Genomic DNA, 22,545 nt, shown 5'->3' on the forward strand with positions numbered 1-22,545 from the left:
CCTCGACGCCGTGCCCCCAGGCGTTCCGCGAGGGAGATCAGAAGGCCCGCAGCCGGCGGTCCTCCTGAAGCACGGTCAGGCGCTCGGCGGCACCCGTGCCGGCCGTCCCGCGCCGCGCGTCAGCGCGTACCCGGCGACCCCCGCCAGCGCCGCCAGCACGCCGCCCACCGCCGTCCACACCCACCGGTCCGACCACCAGCCGGACGCCCAGCCGTCCTCGGGCTGGAGGCCGGCCAGTACCGCCGCGTTCTCCTGCTGATCCTCGGACTTCGTCGCGATGCCCGGCACCAGCGGCTCGGCCAGCGAGCCGTCCACCGCCGCCGGGCCGCCGATGTCCTTGGAGTCGGCGCGGACCTCGGTGTCGACCGGGAGGCCCAGGTCGGAGGCGGGGACGCCGGTCGCCGTCAGTCGGATGTAGTAGGTGCCGGGCAGCGGGTCGTTGGCCCACGGCTCCGACCAGGCGCGGACCGTGCGCAGCACGCAGGTCAGGTCCACGGAGGAGGCGTCCGCCGCCGCGGTGCGGGTCTGTGCACCGTACTGGCAGGCCTGGCGGCGGCGCAGGCCGTCGTACACGTCGATCTGCCAGGTCTGCGCGGCGTGGGTGTCCGGCAGCTTCACCGTCGCCCGGACCGTGGGGCGCTGTCCGGTGTCGGCGGGGAACGACCAGTACAGGTAGTCGCCCGTGGAGCCGCTCGCCGTGGCCCGCTGCCCCTGCTCGAACTCCGTGGCCGTACGGAAGGAGGTGCCCGCCCGGGTGGGTGCCGCCGACGAGTCCCGCGACGGACTCGGCGAGGCGTCGGCCACGGCCGGAGCGGCCGCCAGTCCGAGGGTCAGCAGCGCGGCGCTCAACACACGTACCGTTCGCATCAGTTGGTCCTCCAGACCGCGACCCGCCAGCGCGAGAGCCAGCCCCAGACGAGACCGGCGAGGAAGCCGGTGAGAATCAGCGCGCCGAGCAGCCACCAGCCGCGGCCGAGGCCGAAGGAGGCCACGTCGCCCGCCTGGCTCGGGCCGTCCACGACGTCGACGGTCAGCTCCAGCGGCAGGCCGGGCGTGGTCTTCACCCCGGAGGCCGCAGAGAAGGAGTGGGTGACCGCCAGGCACACGGTCTCCGCTGCCGGCTTGTCACTGTCGGTGCCGTCACGCTCGGGCTCGGGGTACCTGAGCCCCGTCGAGATCACATCCGTGCGGCCGTCGCCCGCCGCCTCGCCGCGCACGATCTCCCGGCCGTGTGCCGTGACCGCCCGCAGCAGCACCCCGTAGCCGGGGTTCACGGCCCGGTCGGCCGCCACGCTCACCGAGGCCCGCAGCTCCTGGCCCGGCAGCACGTCCACCCGGTACCAGCGCTGCTGCCCGAACTCCTCCCGGTCCGTGTACAGCCCGGACTTCAGCGCCGGTGCCCCGGTGCACTCGGCGGCGCCCTCGACCGGCACCGGCGTCACCACCGGATCGGCCGCCCGGTCCACCAACTGGTTGACCCGGTCGGTGAGTTCGTCCTGATGCTCCACCGAGGTGTACGTGCCGCCGGTGGCCTCGGCGATGCAGCTCAGCTGCCTGCTGAGCTTGGCGGTCGGCACCAGGCCCAGCGTGTCGATGGTCAGGCCGATGCCCTTGGCGGCGATCTCGCGGGCCACCTCGCACGGGTCGAGCGGGGCGCAGGTGTCCTCGCCGTCGCTGATCAGCACGATGCGCTTGGAGCCGTCGCCTCCGTCCAGGTCGTCGGCCGCCTTCAGCAGGGCCGGGCCGATCGGCGTCCAGCCGGTCGGGGTGAGCGTGGCGACGGCCGTCTTGGCCTCGGTGCGGTCCAGGGGGCCGACCGGATAGAGCTGAGCGGTGTCCTTGCAGCCCGTCTTCCGGTCGTCCCCGGGGTAGTCGGCACCCAGGGTGCGGATGCCGAGTTCGACCTCCTCGGGCGTCGCGTCGAGCACCTCGTTGAACGCCTGCTTCGCGGCGGCCATCCGCGACTGCCCGTCGATGTCCCGTGCCCGCATCGAGCCGCTCACATCGAGGACGAGGTCGACCTTGGGGGCGTCCTGGCCGGTGGGTTCACCGGCGGCCGCTCCGGCCGGGAAGGCGAGCCCGGCCGTCAACGCGGCGAGCAGGGCGCAGACCGCTGCCACCGGCCGTTTTCTTGTGATCATCGGCGGATCTTATTGATCACCGGCGCGGTGTTCCAAAACGGGGCTCAGCCAAGGGGGTTGGGCAGTTGCGCCCACTGGTCCCCGGCTGTCTGCGGCGAGAGCCGCATCAGCGTCAGCGCCTTGGCGGGCAGCGGGTCCGCGCGCAGCGCCGCGAGGTCCGGGGTGCGGGGCAGATCCCGTACGGCCGTCTCCAGCGCCTCCGCGAGCGCCGGCCCCGACCCTGCCGTGCCGGCCAGCGCTCCCGCGACCAGCGAGCCGAACAGCTTGCGCCGGAGCGTGCGTTCGTCGTCCGTGACCATACGGGCGGGCAGGTCGGGCACCGTGATGCCGTGCCGGGCGAGGCGGGCCGGGCTGACGCGGATGTCGGCCAGGTCGCGGTAGACCAGCCGGAGCGGATCGCCGGCCGGTGACAGGATCACCAGGAGGTTCTGGCCGTGCGCCTCCAGGGCCACGCCCAGCTCCAGCAGCCGCAGACCGACGGTGAGGGCGAGGCGCGCGAAGCCGGCCAGCCAGGCGGGGGAGCGGGGGAGCTCCGTCGTGGCGAGCGCCGCCACCGGCACGACCCGTTCGCCGTCCCCCGCATACGTCTCCGGCGGTTCCCGCAGGACGGCCGCGAGGTCGGGGAGCCGGCCGCCGCAGCGCCCAGGGTGCGGGTCATGTGCAGCAGTCCGCCGGTGTGCGCCGCCGGCGTCTCGGCGAACTCCGACAGCACCTCCGACGCCGCGACCGAGGGCAGCGAGATGTCCCGCACCGAGGACGTCAGCCGGACGCTGAGCGAGGTCTTGACGTGCGGCCCGCCGGGCAGCGCGAGCGTCCGCAGCGCCATCAGGGGACGCCCGGCGCGCCGCTCCTCGCACACCCGCTTCAGCACATGCGCCGCCTGCCACGGGTGCACCGGCAGCACCACCCGCTCCCCGTCCCGCAGCTCCCGCGGCCACGCGCCCGTCACCAGGCACTCCTCCGCCCGCACCGGCACCAGCCCCAGCTCCACCAGCGGCCGGTGCTCGGGCCCGTAGGCGAGCTGCTCGGCCACCGAGAACCCGGGCCGGGAGCGGCAGGTGGGGTGGAACGGATGCCCGTCGACGATCCGCTGCTCCCACTCCCAGTCGCGCTTTGGCCACCCGTCCGTAACGCGCCCCTCCTGTCCCGCTCTCGACAGCGCCAACGAGGCGACACTGTGCCCGAGTTCGGCGGCGAAGGACGCGGAGTGCGGTACCGCGAGGTCGGTCACCAGCCGGGCCGGATCGTCGTACTCCGTCTCGTCGAGCCGTACGACGCTGACGTAGGCACCGGTCGCGTACGGATCCGGCCGCGGGCCGTGCAGCCGGCGGCCGTCGGACAGGTACAGGGTCAGCCCGTCCCGGCCCTGATCGCGGCGGGTGACCCAGGGCAGCGGATCGTGGGCGAGACCGCGCCACAGACGGGACAGCACGGCCGCCCTGGCGCCGGGCAGTCCGGCCTCGTACCGCGGCAGGAGACCGGGGCGTACGACGGCCAGTTCGTCGGCGACCTCGGCCTCGGCGGTGGGGGAACGGTGCACGGGCGGGCTCCTCGGGTACGAATGGGGCGTCGCGGCGGGATGACGACGACACGCATACTGATCATCTCCGCCCGGAAGTCCGGAAATCCGGAAAGACCGCAGGGAACGAGTGGAACGCGTGGACCTCATGCCCCCGCCCGACGGCGACGACTCCGCCCAGGGCGCATCCTCCCCCGGCGACTCCGCCCAGGACGGCCCGGTCGCCGGCGGTCTCGCCGAACGGGCCGACGCGTACGCCGCCGTGCCGCTGCTGAACTGCCTGCTGCGGGAGGTGGGGGAGCGCGTGGAGCCGGGCGTGTACCGGCTGCGGACCAGCGGCCGTCTGTTGCGGGTGCGGGGCCGCCGCCGATTCACCGGACCCGAGGTGCACGTGGACGGCGCCTGGCACCGCCTCACCCACGCCGAACTGGTCAAGCTCACCGCCGAGGAACTCCGCCGCCGGACCGGCCTGTCCAACTTCGGACTGCCCGCCGAGATGATCGACAGCCGGGACGCCGTGGCCGCGCTGCTGGCCGCCCGCGCCCGGGCGATCCCGCCCGCCGACCCCTATCTGCGCTCCGAACAGTGTCTCCTCACCGGCCACACCCACCACCCGGCCCCCAAGGCGCGCGGCGGGGGCCCGGCCGCCGACTGGCTGCCGTACGCGCCCGAGGCGTACGCCCGCTTCCCGCTGACTCTGCTCGGGCTGCGCGAGGACACCGTCGTCGAGGAGGGCGACACCTCGGCCCTCGACGCCCTCGGCACGGCCCCGCCCGGCTACCGGCTGCTGCCCGCCCACCCCTGGCAGCTCGACCTGGCCGGCCCGGAGCTCGCCGACGCCTTCGCGGACGGCAGACTCGTCCGGCTCGGCACGACCGCCTTCGACACCTGGCCGACGGCCGCGATCCGCACGCTCTACGCGCCCGGCCACGACCTGTTCCTGAAGTTCAGCCTGGACGTGCGCATCACCAACGACATTCGCCGGCTCTGGCGCCACGACCTGCTCGCCCTGCGCCGGACCGACGCGGCCGTGTGCGCCGCCTTCGAGACGTTCGACGGCCCCCCGGCCTGGCTCAGCGACCGCGGGTACCGCACCGCCGACTTCGCCTTCGAGGCCTTGGCCGTCCTCGTCCGGGACGGCTTCGGCGGCCGTCTCCTGCCCGGCGCGACCCCGCTGCTCGCCGCCGGTCTCGTCGAGGGCTTCGACGGCAGCCCGCTCGACGGGGCCGCCGACCCCGAGGCGTGGTGGGCGGCGTACCTGGCGCAGGTGGTGCCCCCGGCCCTGACGGCCTTCGCCCGGCACGGTGTCGTCATCGAGGCGCACCTCCAGAACACCCTGGTCGCCGTGGACGCCGGCGGCACGCCCGTGCAGGCGCTGTACCGGGACGCCGAGGGCGTGAAACTGCTGCCGGAGGTGTCGCGGGAGGCGGGCTGGGAGCGGCTCGTGTACTGCCTGGTCGTCAACCACCTCGCGGAGATCGCCGGCGCCCTCGCGGAACGCCACCCCGGCCTCGACCCCTGGCCCGCCGTCCGCCGCGAACTCGCCCGCCACGACGTCCCCGAGATCCCCGCCCTGCTCGCCTCGCCCACCCTCCCCGCCAAGACGAACCTGCTGCTGCGCTGGACGGGCGCGGACGGCGCGGACGCGCGCTACCTGCCGCTGCCGAACCCGCTGCGCGGAGCCTGAGAGCCGAGGTTCGCGGTCAGGGTGAGGGTGGCTGTCCACGACCTGCCGCCGTCGCCGTCGGGTCCGGCTCGTGGGCGGGCTGGGCCTCGTCGTCCATGTCACCGCGCAGGGCGGCGATGACGAAGGCCGTCATGGCCCCGGCGGTCTCCCGCAGCCGCAGGGGCGTCACGACCGGGAACACCGCGCCGACCAGGCTGGTGACGATGCCGGTGGGTACGACACGGTCACGCCCGTGGCCGAAAGGTGATGCCCGCGTAGACGCCTACCGCCGACCGTTACCTCACCAGATCTCACGCGGCGAAGGTTGCCTCGCCCAAGTGCAGGTGGGGAGGGGGGTGCCCGAACCCTAGCTCAGCCCGCCCCGGCTGGATCCGGCCATTCTCCGCGACGGCATGTGCACCCGAGCACAGGCGTGCTGGTCAGCGCCCAGTAGAGTGCGCCTCTGTTGTCCCCGAACCACGAGGTACCGCGCAGTGACCCCCGCACCTGACGCACCGACCGCCGCCGTGACCGTCGTCGGGCTCGGGGCCGACGGCTGGGCGGGGCTGCCCGACGCCTCCCGCAGCGCACTGCGCGAGGCCGACGTCCTGATCGGCGGACCCCGCCAGCTGGATCTGCTGCCGCCGGGGTGCACCGGGCAGCGCGTCGCCTGGCCCTCGCCGCTGCGCCCCGCCGTCCCCGGCCTGCTCGCCGCGCACGCCGGCCGCCGGATCGCCGTACTGGCCAGCGGGGACCCCATGTTCTACGGCATCGGCCGCGCCCTCGCCGAGGAGACCGGCGCCCTGCGCGTCCTGCCGCACCCCTCCTCCGTCTCCTACGCCGCCGCCCGGCTCGGCTGGCCGCTGGAGGACGTCGAGGTCGTCACGCTCGTCGGCCGGCCCGCCGCCCGCCTGGCCGCCGCCCTGCACCACGGCCGGCGCCTCCTGGTCCTCAGCGCCGACGCCACCACCCCTGGCGAGGTCGCCGCCCTGCTGCGGGACCGGGGCTTCGGGCCCAGCCGGATGCGCGTCCTCGAACAGCTCGGCGGCGACAGGGAACGCAGGACCGAAGAGCTGACAGCCGACGACTGGCTTGCGGCGCAGCCGCCCGGCGATCCCCTGAACATCGTCGCCGTGGAGTGCCGCCGCGCCCCGGCCGCCCTGCGCCTCGGCGCCGTACCAGGGCTCCCGGACGAGGCGTACGAGCACGACGGGCAGCTCACCAAGCGGCACATCCGCGCCGCCACCCTCGGCGTGCTCGCCCCCGCCCCCGGCGAACTGCTGTGGGACATCGGCGGCGGCTCCGGCTCGATCGGCGTCGAGTGGATGCGCGCGCACCCCTCGTGCCGCGCGGTCACCGTGGAGCGGGACCCGGCGCGCGCCGAACGGATCACCCGCAACGCCGACCGGCTCGGCGTGCCCGGACTGCGGGTCGTCACCGGCGCCGCGCCCGCCGTCCTCGCCGAACTCCCGCCCCCCGACGCCGTGTTCGTCGGCGGCGGTCTCACCGCGCCCGGCCTCCTCGAAGCGTGCTGGGAGGCGCTGCCCGACGGCGGCCGGCTGGTCGCCAACACCGTGACGCTGGAGTCCGAGGCGCTGCTCGCCGACGCCCACCGGCGTCACGGCGGCGAACTGGTGCGGCTCGCCGTGGCGCACGCAGTGCCGGTGGGAGGCTTCACCGGGTGGCGGCAGGCGATGCCGGTGACCCAGTGGGCCGTACGGAAGACGCTCGACACCCCTTCAGGAGCAGACAGATGACCGTGTACTTCATCGGTGCCGGCCCCGGTGCCGCCGACCTGATCACGGTGCGCGGCGCCCGCACGCTCGCCGCCTGCCGGGTCTGTCTGTACGCGGGCAGCCTGGTCCCGCGCGAACTGCTCGCCGAATGCCCGCCGGACGCCCGTCTGGTGGACACCGCGCAGCTCGACCTGGACCAGATCACCGCCGAGTTGCTGCGCGCCCACGAGGAGGGGCACGACGTGGCCCGGCTGCACTCCGGGGACCCCGCGGTGTTCAGCGCGGTCGCCGAGCAGATGCGGCGGCTGGACGCGGCCGGGGTGCCCTACGAGGTCGTCCCGGGCGTCCCCGCCTTCGCCGCCGCGGCCGCTGCCCTCAAGCGGGAGCTGACCGTACCGACCGTCGGCCAGACCGTGATCCTCACCCGCGTCGCCAACCGGGCCACCGCCATGCCCGAGGGAGAGGACCTGGCCACCCTCGGCCGCAGCGGCGCGCTGATCGTGCTGCACCTGGCCGCCAAGTACGTGGACCGCGTGGTCGCCGAACTCCTCCCGCACTACGGCGCCGACTGCCCCGCGGCGGTCGTCGCCCGTGCCTCCCGCCCGGACGAGCTGATCATCCGCGGCACCCTCGACGAGATCGCGGGGAAGACGAAGGAGGCCGGTGTGCTGCGCACTGCCGTGATCATGGTGGGGCGCACGCTCGGGGCGGAGCAGTTCCGGGACAGCCACCTGTACTCGCCGGAGCGGGAACGCCACGTGTGCTGAACGCGGTGAGCGGCCCCCGCCGTCAGGCCGGCGCGCTGCGCCCCACCACGGTGCCCGCCCGGTCGATGCAGATCACGTCGACCACGACCGGCGCCCCGCGCAGCACGGCCAGGGCCTCGTCGCGGGCGGTCGTGGCGACCAGGTCGCCGAGCGGCACCCCGGCGGCCATACACGACTGGAGCGCGGCGAGCCCGGTGTTGGCGTCCGCCACCTCCGCGGCCAGCGCCTCGTCCGCGCCGCCGCGCCGGGCCAGCTCGGCGAGGAAGCCCTTGTCGACCTGGGAACGGGCCGAGTGCAGGTCGAGGTGCCCGGCGGCGAGCTTGGAGAGCTTGGCGAAGCCGCCGCAGATCGTCAGGCGGTCGACGGGGTGGCGGCGGATGTACTTCAGCACGGCGCCCGCGAAGTCGCCCATGTCGAGCAGGGCGTCCTCGGGCAGCCCGTACTCGGCCACGACCGTCTTCTCCGAGGTCGATCCGGTGCACCCGGCGACATGCGTACGCCCCGCCGCCCGCGCGACGTCCACGCCCCGCCGGATGGAGTCGATCCACGCCGAGCAGGAGTACGGGACGACGATGCCGGTCGTGCCGAGGATGGACAGGCCGCCCAGGATGCCGAGCCGGGGGTTCCAGGTGGAGCGGGCGATCTCCTCGCCGTCGTCGACGGAGACGGTGATCTCGACGTCGCCCGAGCCGCCGTGCCGGGCGGCGACCTCGGCGACGTGCTCGCGCATCATCTGGCGGGGAACCGGGTTGACGGCCGGTTCGCCGACGGGCAGGGGCAGGCCGGGGCGGGTGATGGTGCCGACCCCGGGGCCCGCCTTGAAAACGACCCCCGCCCCGGCGGGCAGCCGCCGTACCGTGACCCGGACCAGCGCGCCGTGCGTGACGTCCGGGTCGTCGCCGGCGTCCTTCACGACCCCCGCCATCGCGTGCCCGTCGCCCAGCTCCTCGACGGCCAGCGCGAACGACGGCGTCTGCCCCTTCGGCAGCGTGATCGTCACGGGGTCGGGAAACTCGCCGGTCAGCAGGGCGGTGTACGCAGCCGTCGTGGCCGCCGTCGCACAGGCGCCGGTGGTCCAGCCCGGCCGCAGGCCGGTGCGCTCCAGCTGGGCCCTGCGGCCGCCCTTCACTTCGCTGCTCATGAACGGACCTGGACTTCCATGCACGTACTGATTCTCGGCGGCACCACGGAAGCCCGCCGTCTTGCCGAACTGCTCCACGACACGCCCGGCCTGACCCTGACCAGTTCCCTCGCCGGACGGGTGGCCAGCCCCCGCCTGCCTCCGGGCGAGGTCCGGATCGGCGGCTTCGGCGGGGCCGAGGGGCTGACCGCGTGGCTGCGCGAGCACCGGGTGGACGTGCTCATCGACGCCACCCACCCTTTCGCCGGGACGATCAGTTTCCACGCGGCGCGAGCCGCCGCCACCGCCCATGTTCCCCTGCTCGCCCTGCGGCGCCCCGGCTGGGTCCCCGTCGAGGGCGACGACTGGCACGACGCCGGCTCCCTGGAGGAGGCCGCGAGGCTGCTGCCCGCGCTCGGCCGGCGCGTGTTCCTCACGACCGGGCGCATGGGCCTGGCCGCGTTCGCCGCGCTGGACGACCTGTGGTTCCTCGTACGGTCCGTGGACGCGCCCGAGGCCCCGCACCCGGCCCGCATGGAGGTGCTGCTCGACCGCGGCCCCTTCACGCTCGACGGCGAACGCGAGCTGCTGCGCCGGCACCGCGTCGACGTCGTGGTGACCAAGGACAGCGGCGGAGCGGCCACCGCCCCGAAACTGACGGCCGCCCGTGAGGCCGGCCTGCCGGTCCTCGTGGTCCGCCGCCCCCCGGCCCCCGAGGGCGTCCCGGTCGTGACCGGGCCGGAGGAGGCGGCCCGGTGGATCGGGGAGTGGCTCCACGGGCGCGGGTTCCCGGCCCGCGGCTGACGTCCGGCCTGGTTCGGGAGGGGCCGGCCTGATGGGTGTGGGTGTGGTTCCGGGGGTGTGGGTTCCTGGTTGGGCGGTTGACGTCCGGCCTGGTTCGGCAGGAGGCGGCCCGGTGGATCGGGGAGTGGCTCCACGGGCGCGGGTTCCCGGCCCGCGGTTGACGTCCGGCCTGGTTCGGGAGGGGCCGGCCTGATGGGTCGGGGTGTGGTTCCGCTGGCGTGGGTTCCCGGCCTGCGGTTGAGAACGGGTCTGGGCCGGACGCGAGCCGACCCGGAGACGAGTCGGCCGGAGGGACCCGGCCCGGCCGTGGTCGCCCGGTGCGCGGCCTCGCCTCGCACCGGGTCCGTACCCGGGCCTGTTCCCCGGGTCCCCGAGCGCGCGGACGCCGGTCCGGAGGTGGCCCGGTGGGTCTGAGAGTGGTGTCGCGGGCGTGGGTGCCCGGCCACCCGCTGAGGACCGACCGGGGTCGGAGACGGGCCCGCCCGGGGCGAGCCGGCCCGGCCGCGGTTGGCCGGGCCGAGGGCTCGCCTCGCATCCGTACCCGGGCCTGTTCCCCGGGTCTCCACACACGCGGCGAGCCCGCCGCCCTGCCCCTTCACGCCTCCGGATAGCGCCGCGGAGTCCACACGATCTCCTCGCCGTCCCCGCGCCGTACCGCCCGGGTCCGGGAGGAGCCGACCAGGAGGATCGTGCGCATGTCGACCTCGGCCGGATCCAGGTCGGCCAGTCGTACGATCCGGACGCGTTCGCCGGTGCCGCCCACGTCCCGCGCCACCACGACCGGGGTGTCCGGCGCCCGGTGCTCCAGCAGCAGCTCGCGTGCCTTGCCCACCTGCCAGGTGCGGCTGCGCGAACCGGGGTTGTACAGGGCCAGCACCAGGTCCGCCGAGGCCGCCGCGTGCAGCCGTTCGGCGATGACCTCCCAGGGCTTGAGCCGGTCGGAGAGCGAGATGGCGGCGTAGTCGTGGCCGAGGGGAGCGCCCGCACGGGCCGCTGCCGCGTTGGCTGCGGTCACGCCCGGCAGCACCCGCACCGGGACGTCCGCGTACTCCTTCTGGGACGCGGCCTCCAGGACGGCCGTCGCCATGGCGAAGACGCCCGGGTCGCCGCCGGAGACGACCGCGACCCGCCGCCCGCGCCGGGCCAGATCGAGGGCGAACTCGGCGCGCTCCGACTCGACCCGGTTGTCCGAGCCGTGCCGGACCTGCCCGGGGCGCCGCGGCACCCGGTCGAGGTAGGTCGTGTAGCCGACCACGTCGTCGGCGGCGGCCAGCGCACCCCGGGTCTCGGGCGTCAGCCACAGCGGACCGGCCGGCCCGGTCCCGACCACGACGACCTCGCCCCGCTCCCGGGCCTCGGGCCGCTCGGTGTCGACTCGGCTAGGCAGCACGGCCACCGAGAAGTACGGCACCGACTCCGCGTCCACGTCGGCCAGTTCGGCGAGCCGCTCCCCGTCCATGGTGGCCCGCTCGACATACCGGGCGTCGCCCAGCCGCCCCGAACCCTCCAGCGCGCCGCGCACCTTGGTGAAGGTCCGCCCCAGCTTCATCACCACGGCCGCGTCGGTCGAGGCGAGCCGTGCGGTCAGCTCCTCCTCGGGCAGCGTGCCCGGCAGAATCGTCAGCACCTCCTCACCCTCGGCGAGCGGCGTGCCCAGCCGGGCGGCGGCGGCGGACACGGACGTGACGCCGGGGATCACCTCGGTGTCGTAGCGGTCGGCGAGCCGCTTGTGCATGTGCATGTAGGAGCCGTAGAAGAGCGGATCGCCCTCGGCGAGGACCGCGACCGTCCGCCCCGCGTCCAGGTGCGCGGCGAGCCGGGCCGACGCCTCGGCGTAGAACTCGTCGATCGCGCCTTTGTAGCCGCCGGGATGGTCGGTGGTCTCGGTCGTGACCGGATAGACCAGCCGCTCCTCGATGTGGTCGGCGCGGATGTGCTGCGCCGCGATCGAGCGGGCGATGGAACGCCCGTGCCGGGCGCTGTGGTACGCGATCACGTCCGCCTCGGCGATGACCTCCACGGCCCGTACGGTCATCAGGGACGGGTCACCGGGGCCGAGCCCCACTCCGTACAGCTTGCCGGTCACTCTTCCTCACTCGCGATCGCGTTGAGCGCGGCGGCGGCCATGGCGCTGCCCCCGCGACGGCCGCGCACGACAAGGTGCTCAAGACCGGACGGATGCGCGGCCAGGGCGTCCTTGGACTCGGCGGCCCCGACGAAGCCGACCGGCACGCCGATCACGGCGGCCGGGCGGGGAGCCCCCTCCTCGATCATCTCCAGCAGCCGGAACAGCGCGGTCGGCGCGTTGCCGACGGCGACCACCGAGCCCTCCAGCCGGTCCCGCCACAGCTCCAGCGCGGCGGCGCTGCGCGTGGTGCCGAGCTTCGCGGCCAGTTCCGGCACGGACGGGTCGGCGAGCGTGCAGAGCACGTCGTTGCCGGCGGGCAGCCGCTTGCGCGTCACCCCGCTGGCCACCATCTGCACGTCGGTGAAGATCGGAGCGCCCGCGCGCAGGGCCGCACGGGCGCTAGCCACCACGGCCGGCGTGTAGGCCAGGTCCCGTACGAGGTCGACCATCCCGCAGGCGTGGATCATCCGGACCGCGACCTGGCTGACGTCGGCGGGCAGGGCCGCGAGGTCCGCCTCCGCGCGGATGGTGGCGAAGGACTGGCGGTAGATGGCCGCGCCGTCCTTCTCGTAGTCGTACGTGGTCACGGTGGTCTTCTCGCTGCTCTCGGTCGTCGTAGGGGTGGTCATGAGGTGATCTCCGCCAGGGCGGCGGCGAGTCGGGCGGGGTCGTTCATCGAGGTGGTCCGGGGCTCCTCGCCGTGTACGGCGGTGGAGACCCGGTAGCCGCCTCCCGGAGCGGCGACCACCTCGACGCGGTCGCCCCGGGGATGTCCGCAGCGGCGTTCGCAGCCGGACCAGTACAGGGGCAGGCCGCGCGGGTCGACCGCGCCGAGGGCCCCGGCCGCGTCGGTCCGTACGTCCGCCTGCGACTTGGCGCATCCGGGCCTGCCGACGCAGGCGCCGACGCGCAGCCAGGGGGAGCCGGGGTCGGTGACGAGGCCGGTTTCGGCGAGGCGGGCGAGGGACTCGTCCGCGTGGGTCCCCGGTGTGGGAAGAACCACACCGCGCCACGGGGTCAGACGCAGCTCACCGGCGGCGACGTGCGTCAGTTCCCGCCATTGGCGCGCCGAGAGCCGTCCCAGGGGGACGTGCACGGAGAGGCCGTCACCGACCACTCCCGGGGCCGGTCCGTCGGTGCCGTCGGTCTCCCGGCCCCGCCGCTCGTGGCGGATGCCCTCGGCCGTCAGCCGCCGGCCGACCGTGTCGAGCAACTCGCTGTCGGGAAGGGCGAGTTCGTCCACGCGCCAGACCCGTGCCCCGCTCGCCCGCGCCGCCTCCAGGAAGGTCTCCGCGGCCAACAGCGCGGCCTGCGCCGCCTCCTCGACGGAGACGCGCAGCGCCTCTCCGGCCGCTCCGAGGCCGAGTTGCGCACCGCCGTCCGCCGTCGCCCGTACCGTCACATCGGCACCGAGGCCTGCCACGTCACCGCGTCCGTCGTCGAGCGCGAACAGGAAACGCCCCGACAGTGCCTGCGCCGACTCGCTCGCGCACAGCGCCGCGTCGAGAGACGTCAGCCAGGGCCGTACGTCCAGCACGCCCCGCCCGTCGAGACCGGACAGCGGCGAGGCCACGATGTTACGCACCCGCTCGTGCCCGCGCGAGGGCAGCAGCCCGGCGGCGTCCAGCAGCCCGGCCAACTCCCCGGCGCAGCCGTCGTCCAGGCCCCGCAGCTGCACGTTGCCGCGCGAGGTCAGATGCAGGTCCCCGTCGCCCAGCCGCTCCGCCGCGTCGGCGAGCGCCCGCGCCTGCCGCACGGTCAGGACCCCGCCGGGGACCCGGACACGGGCCAGCGCGCCGTCGTCCGCCGCGTGCAGCCGCAGCGTCCCCGGGCAGGCGTCACCACGGTCCCGGGAGACCGCTGTGGCCTGGGGCGATGAACGAAGGGCAGGCGTGGACATGGCGGCGAGCATACCTACCATCACACCCGGTGTATGCCCCGCCCTTTTCCCCTGCCCCTTACTATGCTCCTCGGTGGATCATCCGGTCCGCCGACGCCACGACGGCGACAGGGGAGGAAGCCCGGTGCGAGTCCGGCGCGGTCCCGCCACTGTGAGCCCGGCCCACACGGGCCGGGCGAGCCAGGAACTCCCGCCGTCCCACCACCCGCCCGGGGCGCGGACACCCCGAGGAAGGCCAGCCGCCGCATGCTGCACTCGTCCGGGGAGCGCCCCGCGCACCCCCGCATCCTGCTCCTGTCGACGTCCGACACCGACCTGCTCAGCGCCCGCGCGGCCGGCGGCCCGGTCCCGTACCGCTTCGCCAACCCCTCCCGCCTCGACCTCGACGACCTCCCCGCCCTCCTCGACGGCGTCGGCCTGGTCGTCGTACGCCTGCTCGGCGGCATCCGGGCCTGGCAGGACGGACTCGACCTGCTCCTCGCAGACGGCCGCCCGGTCGTCGTCCTCACCGGCGAACAGGCCCCCGACGCCCAGCTGATGGCGTCCTCCACCGTGCCCATCGGCATCGCGGCCGAGGCCCACGCCTACCTCGCGCACGGCGGCCCGGCCAACCTGGAGCAGCTCGCCCGCTTCCTGTCCGACACGGTCCTGCTCACCGGCCACGGTTTCGAGGCACCGGCGGCCGCCCCCACCTGGGGCCCGCTGCCCCGGGAGGGCCGGGAGACCGACGGCCCGACGGTCGCCGTGCTCTACTACCGGGCCCACCACATGAGCGGCAACACCGCCTTCGTCGGCGCCCTGTGCGACGCGGTCGAGGACGCGGGCGGTCGGCCGCTGCCCCTGTACGTCGCCTCCCTGCGCGCCCCCGAGCCCGAACTGATCGAGGAACTCCGCGCCGCCGACGCCATCGTCACCACCGTCCTCGCCGCCGGCGGCACCAAGCCCGCCGAGGCGTCGGCCGGCGGTGACGACGAGTCCTGGGACGCGGGCGCGCTCACCGCCCTCGACGTACCGATCCTCCAGGCCCTGTGCCTCACCGGCTCACGGAGCGCCTGGGAGGAGAGCGACGAGGGCGTCTCCCCGCTCGACGCGGCCAGCCAGATCGCCGTCCCCGAGTTCGACGGCCGCCTCATCACCGTCCCGTTCTCCTTCAAGGAGATCGACGCCGACGGCCTCCCGGCCTACGTCGCCGACCCCGAGCGCGCGGCCCGGGTCGCCGGAATCGCCGTACGCCACGCCCGGCTGCGCCACATCCGGCCCGCCGACAAGCGCCTCGCGCTGGTCCTGTCCGCCTACCCGACCAAGCACTCCCGCATCGGCAACGCGGTCGGCCTGGACACGCCCGCCAGCGCCATCGCCCTGCTGCGCCGACTCCGCGAGGAGGGCTACGACTTCGGCACGGACGCGGAGGTGCCGGGCCTGGCCTCCGGTGACGGGGACGAGCTGATCCGCGCGCTGATCGAGGCGGGCGGCCACGACCAGGACTGGCTCACCGAGGAGCAGCTGGCCCGCAACCCGGTGCGGATCCCGGCGGCCGACTACCGCCGCTGGTTCGCCACGCTCCCCGGGGAACTGCGCACGGCGGTGGAGGAGCACTGGGGCCCGGCCCCCGGCGAGATGTTCGTCGACCGCAGCCGTGACCCGGAGGGCGACATCGTCCTCGCGGCCCTGCGCTTCGGCAACCTGCTGATCCTCATCCAGCCCCCGCGCGGCTTCGGCGAGAACCCCATCGCGATCTACCACGACCCGGACCTGCCGCCCTCCCACCACTACCTGGCCGCCTATCGCTGGATCGCCGCCCGGGCCGAGGACGGCGGCTTCGGCGCCGACGCGATGATCCACCTCGGCAAGCACGGCAACCTGGAGTGGCTGCCCGGCAAGAACGCCGGCCTGTCCGCCGCCTGCGGCCCCGACGCCGCCCTCGGCGACCTCCCCCTGATCTACCCGTTCCTGGTCAACGACCCCGGCGAGGGCACCCAGGCCAAGCGCCGCGTGCACGCCACGCTCGTCGACCACCTCGTCCCGCCCATGGCCCGCGCCGACTCCTACGGCGACATCGCACGCCTGGAGCAACTCCTCGACGAGTACGCCCAGATCTCCTCCATGGACCCCGCCAAGCTCCCGGCGATCCGCGCCCAGATCTGGACCCTCATCCAGGCCGCCCGGCTCGACCACGACCTCGGCCTGGAGGACCGCCCGGACGACGACGGCTTCGACGACTTCCTCCTGCACGTCGACGGCTGGCTCTGCGAGGTCAAGGACGCCCAGATCCGCGACGGCCTGCACGTCCTCGGCAACCCGCCGCGGGGCGCCGACCGCGTCAACCTCGTCCTCGCCATCCTGCGCGCCCGCCAGATCTGGGGCGGCGCCACAGCCCTGCCCGGCCTGCGCGAGGCCCTCGGCCTGGACGAGTCCGCCGCGACCCGCACGACCGCCGACGCGGCCGAGGAGCAGGCCCGCGCCCTGGTCCAGGCGATGGAGGACGCGGGCTGGGACCCGGCCGCGGTTCCCGCCGAGCACGGCGAACAGGTCGCCGCCATCCTTCAGTTCGCGGCCCGCGAGGTCGTGCCGCGTCTCGCCGCGACCACCGCCGAGATCGACCACACCGTGCACGCCCTGGCGGGCGGCTTCGTCCCGGCGGGCCCCTCGGGATCACCCCTGCGGGGCCTGGTCAACGTCCTCCCGACGGGCCGCAACTTCTACTCGGTCGACCCCAAGGCGGTCCCCTCCCGCCTCGCCTGGGAGACCGGCCAGGCCCTCGCCGACTCCCTCCTGGAGCGCTACCGCACCGACAACGGCGACTGGCCCACCTCCGTCGGCCTCTCCCTGTGGGGCACCAGCGCGATGCGCACCGCGGGCGACGACGTGGCCGAGGCCCTCGCCCTGCTCGGTATCCGCCCCGTCTGGGACGACGCCTCCCGCAGGGTGACGGGCCTGGAGCCCGTCCCGTACGAGGAGCTGGGCCGCCCCCGTATCGACGTCACCCTCCGCATCTCGGGTTTCTTCCGGGACGCCTTCCCGCACACCATCGGCCTGCTGGACGACGCCGTACGCCTGGCCGCCTCGCTGGACGAGCCGCCCGAGGCCAACCACGTACGGGCCCACGTCCAGGCGGACCTCGCGGCCCATGGCGACGAACGCCGCGCCACCACCCGCATCTTCGGCTCCCGCCCCGGCACGTACGGCGCCGGCCTGCTCCAGCTCATCGACTCCCGCGACTGGCGCACCGACGCCGACCTCGCCGAGGTCTACACGGTCTGGGGCGGCTACGCCTACGGCCGCGAACTCGACGGCCGCCCGGCCCGCGAGGAGATGGAGACCGCCTACAAGCGCATCGAGGTCGCCGCGAAGAACACGGACACGCGCGAGCACGACATCGCCGACTCCGACGACTACTTCCAGTACCACGGCGGCATGGTGGCGACGGTCCGGGCGCTGCGCGGCACGGCTCCCGAGGCGTACATCGGCGACTCCACCCGCCCCGAGACGGTCCGCACCCGCACTCTCGTCGAGGAGACCTCCCGCGTCTTCCGCGCCCGGGTCGTCAACCCCAAGTGGATCGAGGCGATGCGCCGCCACGGCTACAAGGGCGCCTTCGAACTCGCCGCCACCGTGGACTACCTCTTCGGCTACGACGCCACCACCGGCGTGGTCGCCGACTGGATGTACGACAAGCTCACCGAGACCTACGTCCTGGACCCGGCCAACCGCGAGTTCCTCCAGCAGGCCAACCCCTGGGCCCTGCACGGCATCGCCGAACGCCTGCTGGAAGCGGAGTCCCGCGGTATGTGGGAGAAGCCCGACCCGGCGGTGCTGGAGGGGCTGCGGCAGGTGTACCTGGAGACGGAGGGGGATCTGGAGGGCGACGGGTGACCGTTCCGCAACCCTGAGGCGACCGTGGAGCGGTGTTCCGCATACCGGGGCGGCGAGGAGACCGGAGGCGTGACGGGCGATCGGCTCAGTCACCGGTTCCACCACGAGGCGGGACAGGGTCCACTCGAGAGCCGGGCGGTTGATCCGGGGGTGGACGCCTTCGACGAGGGTGGCTGCGGAGGTGATCACCCGCAGGACGTCGGCACGGGCTGGGGCGAGCCATGCGGTAACGGCGCCCCGTCAGTCGGCCTGCCGACCGGTTGCCGCGCGGGCCGCGCGGAGCAGGGCCGCGCGGAGCAGGAAAACGGCCGGGGCCGTGGTCGGCAGTCCGCGCGGGCCGTGGTCCGCCGGACCGGCCACGGCCACACCGAGCAGACCCAGTACGCAGGCGGCGTAGCCGACGGTGGTCGCGGTGGCGCGCAACCGGAACCGGCCGAGCGCTCTCGGCGTCCGCCGACTGCAGGAGGTCTCGGCACCGCGCCGTAGACGGCGCCTCTCGCCCCGGTCGAAGACCGCCACCAGCAGGCCGAGCACGGTGAAGTGGCCATCGTGCGGACGGAGCCCGGCGAAGATCGGGAACCAGGCACCGGGCGGCCCGGCCCCTGCGACCCGAAAACGAACCCGCCGTGGGTGGTGGGCCCGGGGCGATGCCGTCAGCTTCCTGCTCGATGCGCCGCAGCTGCTTCATCGGTTGGTGCGGAGGCCCGGACGTCGGCGTGTGTGACGCGGATCTTGGACTGCCCGTGCGGCAGCTTCTCCCAGTCCTCCATGAGCCGTGCCCGCAGCCCGTAATTCTCGGCGAGGGCAACCAGGGTCTCCGTCCGGTAGTAGAAGTCCTCTCGCAGTACATGGTGTTCGCGCCCGGCGGTCCGGTCGAAGGTGAAGTCGAAGAACCCGCCCGGGGCCAGCACCCGCCCGACATGGGCCAGGCACTCCTCGATGACCGGCAGCGGCGAGTGGGAGAAGACGCTGTGGGCGTGCACGACGTCGAAGGAGGCGTCGGGGAGGAAGTCCAGGGTCAGGTCCCGCACCAGATTCAGATGCGGCAGCTTGTCCTGGAGCCCTTCCTGCACAAGGGTCCGCTGCGCGGCGAGCAGGATGTCCGGCGAGATGTCGATGCCGTAGTAGTTCCCGGGGGCGAGGTGGCGGATGAACAGGCCAGGCGCGCAGGGCGCCGCAGCCGATGTCCAGCATCCGCTGGTCGGGCCGCAGCCCGTGCTCGTCCACCAGATAGGCGAACTGCATCCGCCCGATCCGCTCCCAGCTCTCCTTCGAGGGCGCTCCGCCGACCGCCGCCTCCACGCTGCGCGCCGCGTCGGAGGCCATCACCGCCCGGTAGTAAGCGACGTGGTCCCCCCAGTACCGGGCTCGCAGCCAGCTGTCGCGCGCCAGCCGTCGCAGATGGTCCGGCACCCGGCCCGGGTGCCGGACCGCATAGCGCACCTGATGCAGAACGGACCCGCGATCCTTGGAGAGTTTTCCTGGTTCCATGGCCGCAGAGGATCGCATCGGGTGCGCGCAGACCCAGCTCTCACACGCCGACAGCCACACGGATGAGCCCTCAGCGAGGTGGCCCGTTGACGTTGCAGTCATCGGCCGCCGTCAGCTGACCGGGACGGACGGGGTCCATCGCCTGCCGTTCACGAAGTCGGTGAGGATGCCGATGAGCCGGCCGTTCGCCAGGACGAGGCTCGGCGGCCCTGATCACGCGCACGATGGTGACGGCGTCGGCGGCGACGTGAGCGAGGCTGCGCAGGGTGCGGTTCCGGTTCCACTGCCAGGACGCGGCGACGGTGGTCGGGTGGTACGGGAAGTCGAGTCCGTCGCCGGCACCGACCTCGATCACCTTGCCGGCGACCGGGGCGAGCAGGTCTTGGCGGTGTTCGGCCATGCCCCCACTCCTGTCCGGCGATCACCCTCGCTTACTATGCTCATTTCATGCCGGAGGCCGGAAACAGGGGACGGACGGCCGCTGACGGACTGCTGGGGAGGCAAGGAGATCTGCATGCCAGTCGAAACTCCCCGGAATCCTGCAAGGCTGAAGCGGCGAACGGCGTGAGGACATGCTGAGAGAGGTCACCGCGACCCGCTACGTCGCTCCCCTGCACTCCGGCGGCTCCGTGCCCGGCGTCGTCGAGGCCGACGACCTGGGCACCTACGTCGTCAAGTTCACCGGCTCCGCGCAGGGCCGCAAGGCGCTGGTCGCCGAGGTGATCGTGGGGGAGCTGGCCCGTGCCCTCGGGCTGCGGTTCCCCGAGCTGGTGCTGGTGCACTTCGACCCGGTGATCGCGCAGGACGAGCCGCATCAGGAGGTGCGGGGCCTGCACACGGCCAGTGCGGGCGTGAACCTCGGTATGGACTATCTGCCGGGCGCCCGGGACTTCACGCCGGAGACCGCACGGGTCTTCCCCGTCGATCCCCTGGAGGCGGGGAGGATCGTCTGGCTCGACGCCCTGACCGTGAACGTCGACCGCACGGTCCACAGCTCCAACCTCATGGTCTGGCCGACCCTGGGCGTCGCGCCTCCGCGCCTGTGGCTGATCGACCACGGTGCCGCGCTCGTCTTCCACCACCGCTGGGACGGCACCGACCCCGCCAAGGCGTACGACTTCCGGCACCACGCCCTCGGCCCCTACGGGCCCGACGTCGGGGCCGCCGACGCCGAGCTCGCTCCCAGGGTGACCGAGGAGCTGCTGTGCCGGATCCTCGCCGAGGTCCCGGACGCCTGGCTCGCGGACGAGCCGGGCTTCGCCACGGCGCAGGAGGCACGCGAGGCGTACGTGTCGTACCTCCACGCGCGCGTGCGGGCCTCGGGGGCCTGGCTGCCCACCGACTTCCCCAGCCGGGAGGAGCTGGCCGCCGAGGAGGCCCGCCGGGCGGCGCGCAACCAGCAAGGACGCCCCGCGTGGCTGAGGCAGGTACCCGACCTGCACGGCAAGCCCGCGGTCGAACAGGATGGGTCGGTGCACCTCGGATGAGTGGCCGTGTCGAGATCGAGTACTGCACCCAGTGCCGTTGGCTGCCCCGCGCGGCCTGGCTGGCGCAGGAACTGCTGACCACGTTCGAGGCGGAGGTGACGGAACTGGCCCTGAAGCCGGGCAAGGGCGGCGTGTTCGTCGTCCGCGTCGACGACGAGGTCGTCTGGGACCGCCGCGAACAGGGCTTCCCCGAGCCGACGGCCGTGAAGCGGGCCGTACGCGACCGAGTGGCCCCGGGGAAGCCCCTGGGCCACTCGGACCAGCCGGCCGCGGACTGAGTCAGCCCTTGAGCTGCTCGTACGCCGGCAGCGTCAGGAAGTCGGCGTAGTCCTCGTCGAGGGAGACCTTCAGCAGCAGGTCGTGCGCCTGCTGCCAGTTGCCGGCCGCGAAGGCCTCCTCGCCGATCTCGGCCTTGATGTTCGCCAGCTCCTCGGCGGCGACCTTGCGGGCCAGGTCGGCCGTGACCTTCTCGCCGTTGTCGAGGACGACGCCCGCGTTGATCCACTGCCAGATCTGGGAGCGGGAGATCTCGGCGGTGGCGGCGTCCTCCATCAGGTTGAAGATCGCGACCGCGCCGAGTCCGCGCAGCCAGGCCTCGATGTAACGGATGCCGACCTGCACGGCGTTCACCAGACCCGCGTACGTCGGCTTGGCGTCCAGCGAGTCGATCGCGATCAGGTCGGCCGCCTTGACGTCGACGTCCTCGCGCAGGCGGTCCTTCTGGTTCGGCTTGTCGCCGAGGACCTTGTCGAAGGACTCCATGGCGATCGGCACCAGGTCGGGGTGGGCGACCCAGGAGCCGTCGAAACCGTCGTTCGCCTCGCGGTCCTTGTCGGCGCGTACCTTCTCGAAGGCGACCTTGTTGACCTCCGCGTCCCGGCGGGACGGGATGAACGCCGCCATGCCGCCGATCGCGTGCGCACCGCGCTTGTGGCAGGTACGGACGAGGAGTTCGGTGTACGCGCGCATGAACGGGGCCGTCATCGTCACCGCGTTGCGGTCCGGCAGGACGAACCTGGCGCCGCCGTCCCGGAAGTTCTTGACGATGGAGAACAGGTAGTCCCAGCGGCCCGCGTTCAGCCCGGAGGCGTGGTCGCGCAGCTCGTAGAGGATCTCCTCCATCTCGTACGCGGCCGTGATCGTCTCGATCAGCACGGTCGCGCGCACGGTGCCCTGCGGGATGCCGACGTAGTCCTGCGCGAAGACGAAGACCTCGTTCCAGAGGCGGGCCTCGAGGTGCGACTCCGTCTTGGGCAGGTAGAAGTACGGGCCCTTGCCGAGGCCCAGCAAGCGCTTGGCGTTGTGGAAGAAGTACAGGCCGAAGTCGACGAGCGCGCCGGGCACCGGGGTGCCGTCCGCGTCGACGAGGTGACGCTCGTTCAGGTGCCAGCCGCGCGGGCGCATGACGACCGTGGCGAGTTCCTCGTTCGCCTTCAGGGCGTACGACTTGCCGGACTTCGAGTCGGTGAAGTCGATGTTCCGCGTGTAGGCGTCGATGAGGTTGAGCTGGCCGAGGACCACGTTCTCCCAGGTGGGCGCGGAGGCGTCCTCGAAGTCCGCGAGCCACACCTTCGCGCCCGAGTTGAGGGCGTTGATGGTCATCTTGCGGTCGGTGGGGCCGGTGATCTCGACCCGCCGGTCGTTCAGGGCGTCGGGGGCCGGGGCGACCTTCCAGGAGTCGTCGGCGCGGATCGCGGCGGTCTCCGGGAGGAAGTCGAGGGTGGAGGTGCGGGCGATCTCGGCGCGGCGCTCGGCGCGGCGGGCGAGGAGTTCGTCACGCCGGGGCGTGAACCGCCGGTGCAGCTCGGCCACGAAGGCGAGCGCCGCTTCGGTGAGGACCTCCTCCTGCCGGGGCAGGGGCTCGGCGTCGACGATGGCCAGCGGGGACGGCGCTGGTGCGGACATGAACGGTC

At 73.8% G+C, this 22,545-nt stretch carries 17 protein-coding genes, 3 pseudogenes and 1 riboswitch; of the genes and pseudogenes, 7 read left to right on the top strand and 13 right to left on the bottom strand.

Annotated features, from left to right (window positions below; all coding sequences use genetic code 11):
* Window positions 1–75 precede the first annotated feature (75 nt).
* The 3 genes and pseudogenes from V8690_RS34600 to V8690_RS34610 all read right to left on the bottom strand — a co-directional run bounded on the left by V8690_RS34600 (window position 76) and on the right by V8690_RS34610 (window position 3,681).
* Entirely contained in the window at window positions 76–867 is a 792-nt protein-coding gene (locus V8690_RS34600) for a hypothetical protein (RefSeq protein WP_338784007.1), read from the bottom strand.
* Window positions 867–2,141 (bottom strand): VWA domain-containing protein, encoded by a 1,275-nt coding sequence (locus V8690_RS34605; protein WP_338784008.1) that lies wholly within the window; start codon window positions 2,139–2,141, stop codon window positions 867–869. The genes V8690_RS34600 and V8690_RS34605 overlap by 1 nt, the downstream gene beginning before the upstream one ends.
* Before the next feature lie 44 nt (window positions 2,142–2,185).
* Window positions 2,186–3,681 (bottom strand): annotated as a pseudogene (locus tag V8690_RS34610) (IucA/IucC family protein).
* 109 nt (window positions 3,682–3,790) lie between these two features.
* On the opposite strand from V8690_RS34610, the gene V8690_RS34615 reads away from it, so the two are divergent.
* Window positions 3,791–5,347 (top strand): IucA/IucC family protein, encoded by a 1,557-nt coding sequence (locus V8690_RS34615; protein WP_338784009.1) that lies wholly within the window; start codon window positions 3,791–3,793, stop codon window positions 5,345–5,347.
* A gap of 16 nt (window positions 5,348–5,363) precedes the next feature.
* Here the strand turns inward: V8690_RS34615 and V8690_RS34620 are convergent, their stop codons facing one another.
* Entirely contained in the window at window positions 5,364–5,528 is a 165-nt protein-coding gene (locus tag V8690_RS34620; RefSeq protein WP_338784010.1) for a hypothetical protein, read from the bottom strand.
* Window positions 5,529–5,820: 292 nt separating this feature from the next.
* On the opposite strand from V8690_RS34620, the gene cbiE reads away from it, so the two are divergent.
* Both cbiE and cobM read left to right on the top strand, forming a co-directional pair.
* Complete coding sequence (gene cbiE, locus V8690_RS34625; protein ID WP_338784011.1) at window positions 5,821–7,083, top strand: precorrin-6y C5,15-methyltransferase (decarboxylating) subunit CbiE; 1,263 nt, start codon at window positions 5,821–5,823, stop codon at window positions 7,081–7,083.
* On the top strand, window positions 7,080–7,829 hold the full coding sequence (gene cobM, locus V8690_RS34630) for a precorrin-4 C(11)-methyltransferase (RefSeq protein ID WP_338784012.1): 750 nt from the start codon (window positions 7,080–7,082) through the stop codon (window positions 7,827–7,829). The genes cbiE and cobM overlap by 4 nt, the downstream gene beginning before the upstream one ends.
* A gap of 22 nt (window positions 7,830–7,851) precedes the next feature.
* On the opposite strand, the gene V8690_RS34635 is transcribed toward cobM, so the two are convergent.
* Window positions 7,852–8,970, bottom strand: coding sequence for a cobalt-precorrin-5B (C(1))-methyltransferase (locus V8690_RS34635; protein WP_338784013.1), 1,119 nt, complete (start codon window positions 8,968–8,970; stop codon window positions 7,852–7,854).
* Between the two features lie 18 nt (window positions 8,971–8,988).
* On the opposite strand from V8690_RS34635, the gene V8690_RS34640 reads away from it, so the two are divergent.
* A complete protein-coding gene (locus tag V8690_RS34640; RefSeq protein ID WP_338784014.1) occupies window positions 8,989–9,753 on the top strand; it encodes a cobalt-precorrin-6A reductase in 765 nt (254 codons plus the stop codon).
* A gap of 595 nt (window positions 9,754–10,348) precedes the next feature.
* Here the strand turns inward: V8690_RS34640 and V8690_RS34645 are convergent.
* From V8690_RS34645 to cobG, 3 genes are read right to left on the bottom strand one after another with little or no spacing between them, the layout of a single operon-like run.
* On the bottom strand, window positions 10,349–11,839 hold the full coding sequence (locus V8690_RS34645) for a precorrin-2 C(20)-methyltransferase (RefSeq protein WP_338784016.1): 1,491 nt from the start codon (window positions 11,837–11,839) through the stop codon (window positions 10,349–10,351).
* Window positions 11,836–12,510, bottom strand: a complete 675-nt coding sequence (locus V8690_RS34650) for a precorrin-8X methylmutase (protein WP_338784017.1) — start codon at window positions 12,508–12,510, stop codon at window positions 11,836–11,838. The genes V8690_RS34645 and V8690_RS34650 overlap by 4 nt, the downstream gene beginning before the upstream one ends.
* Window positions 12,507–13,793: a precorrin-3B synthase gene (cobG, locus tag V8690_RS34655; RefSeq protein ID WP_338785552.1), complete on the bottom strand. Its 1,287-nt coding sequence runs from the start codon at window positions 13,791–13,793 to the stop codon at window positions 12,507–12,509. The genes V8690_RS34650 and cobG overlap by 4 nt, the downstream gene beginning before the upstream one ends.
* A 101-nt stretch (window positions 13,794–13,894) precedes the next feature.
* A riboswitch (cobalamin riboswitch) is annotated at window positions 13,895–13,971 on the top strand.
* Between the two features lie 56 nt (window positions 13,972–14,027).
* Between cobG and cobN the strand changes: the two genes are divergently transcribed.
* Entirely contained in the window at window positions 14,028–17,654 is a 3,627-nt protein-coding gene (gene cobN / locus V8690_RS34660; protein WP_338784018.1) for a cobaltochelatase subunit CobN, read from the top strand.
* 51 nt (window positions 17,655–17,705) lie between these two features.
* On the opposite strand, the pseudogene V8690_RS34665 reads toward cobN, so the two are convergent.
* The 4 genes and pseudogenes from V8690_RS34665 to V8690_RS34680 all read right to left on the bottom strand — a co-directional run.
* Window positions 17,706–17,885 (bottom strand): annotated as a pseudogene (locus V8690_RS34665) (DNA-binding protein); the annotation flags it as partial.
* A gap of 9 nt (window positions 17,886–17,894) precedes the next feature.
* A complete protein-coding gene (locus V8690_RS34670) occupies window positions 17,895–18,188 on the bottom strand; it encodes a hypothetical protein (RefSeq protein ID WP_338784019.1) in 294 nt (97 codons plus the stop codon).
* 119 nt (window positions 18,189–18,307) lie between these two features.
* Window positions 18,308–19,145: pseudogene (locus V8690_RS34675) on the bottom strand (class I SAM-dependent methyltransferase).
* Window positions 19,146–19,215: 70 nt separating this feature from the next.
* The gene (locus V8690_RS34680; protein WP_338784020.1) at window positions 19,216–19,545 is read right to left on the bottom strand and encodes a hypothetical protein; all 330 of its coding nucleotides are present in this window, start codon (window positions 19,543–19,545) and stop codon (window positions 19,216–19,218) included.
* A gap of 172 nt (window positions 19,546–19,717) precedes the next feature.
* On the opposite strand from V8690_RS34680, the gene V8690_RS34685 reads away from it, so the two are divergent.
* Window positions 19,718–20,632 (top strand): HipA family kinase, encoded by a 915-nt coding sequence (locus tag V8690_RS34685; protein WP_338784021.1) that lies wholly within the window; start codon window positions 19,718–19,720, stop codon window positions 20,630–20,632.
* Complete coding sequence (locus tag V8690_RS34690; protein WP_338784022.1) at window positions 20,629–20,910, top strand: SelT/SelW/SelH family protein; 282 nt, start codon at window positions 20,629–20,631, stop codon at window positions 20,908–20,910. The genes V8690_RS34685 and V8690_RS34690 overlap by 4 nt, the downstream gene beginning before the upstream one ends.
* Before the next feature lies 1 nt (window position 20,911).
* On the opposite strand, the gene aceB is transcribed toward V8690_RS34690, so the two are convergent.
* A complete protein-coding gene (gene aceB, locus V8690_RS34695; protein ID WP_338784023.1) occupies window positions 20,912–22,537 on the bottom strand; it encodes a malate synthase A in 1,626 nt (541 codons plus the stop codon).
* Window positions 22,538–22,545 lie beyond the last annotated feature (8 nt).

This window comes from Streptomyces sp. DG1A-41 (assembly GCF_037055355.1).
In the GTDB taxonomy this organism is placed as follows: Bacteria; Actinomycetota; Actinomycetes; order Streptomycetales; family Streptomycetaceae; genus Streptomyces.

Bases quoted from the DNA above. Each gene is read 5' to 3' on its own strand.
- V8690_RS34600 (WP_338784007.1), bottom strand. From the start codon at position 867: ATGCGAACGGTACGTGTGTTGAGCGCCGCGCTGCTGACCCTCGGACTG.
- V8690_RS34605 (WP_338784008.1), bottom strand. From the start codon at position 2,141: ATGATCACAAGAAAACGGCCGGTGGCAGCGGTCTGCGCCCTGCTCGCC.
- cobM (WP_338784012.1), top strand. From the start codon at position 7,080: ATGACCGTGTACTTCATCGGTGCCGGCCCCGGTGCCGCCGACCTGATC.
- V8690_RS34635 (WP_338784013.1), bottom strand. From the start codon at position 8,970: ATGAGCAGCGAAGTGAAGGGCGGCCGCAGGGCCCAGCTGGAGCGCACC.
- V8690_RS34640 (WP_338784014.1), top strand. From the start codon at position 8,989: ATGCACGTACTGATTCTCGGCGGCACCACGGAAGCCCGCCGTCTTGCC.
- V8690_RS34650 (WP_338784017.1), bottom strand. From the start codon at position 12,510: ATGACCACCCCTACGACGACCGAGAGCAGCGAGAAGACCACCGTGACC.
- cobG (WP_338785552.1), bottom strand. From the start codon at position 13,793: ATGCTCGCCGCCATGTCCACGCCTGCCCTTCGTTCATCGCCCCAGGCC.
- cobN (WP_338784018.1), top strand. From the start codon at position 14,028: ATGCTGCACTCGTCCGGGGAGCGCCCCGCGCACCCCCGCATCCTGCTC.
- V8690_RS34680 (WP_338784020.1), bottom strand. From the start codon at position 19,545: ATGGCCGAACACCGCCAAGACCTGCTCGCCCCGGTCGCCGGCAAGGTG.
- V8690_RS34685 (WP_338784021.1), top strand. From the start codon at position 19,718: ATGCTGAGAGAGGTCACCGCGACCCGCTACGTCGCTCCCCTGCACTCC.
- V8690_RS34690 (WP_338784022.1), top strand. From the start codon at position 20,629: ATGAGTGGCCGTGTCGAGATCGAGTACTGCACCCAGTGCCGTTGGCTG.
- aceB (WP_338784023.1), bottom strand. From the start codon at position 22,537: ATGTCCGCACCAGCGCCGTCCCCGCTGGCCATCGTCGACGCCGAGCCC.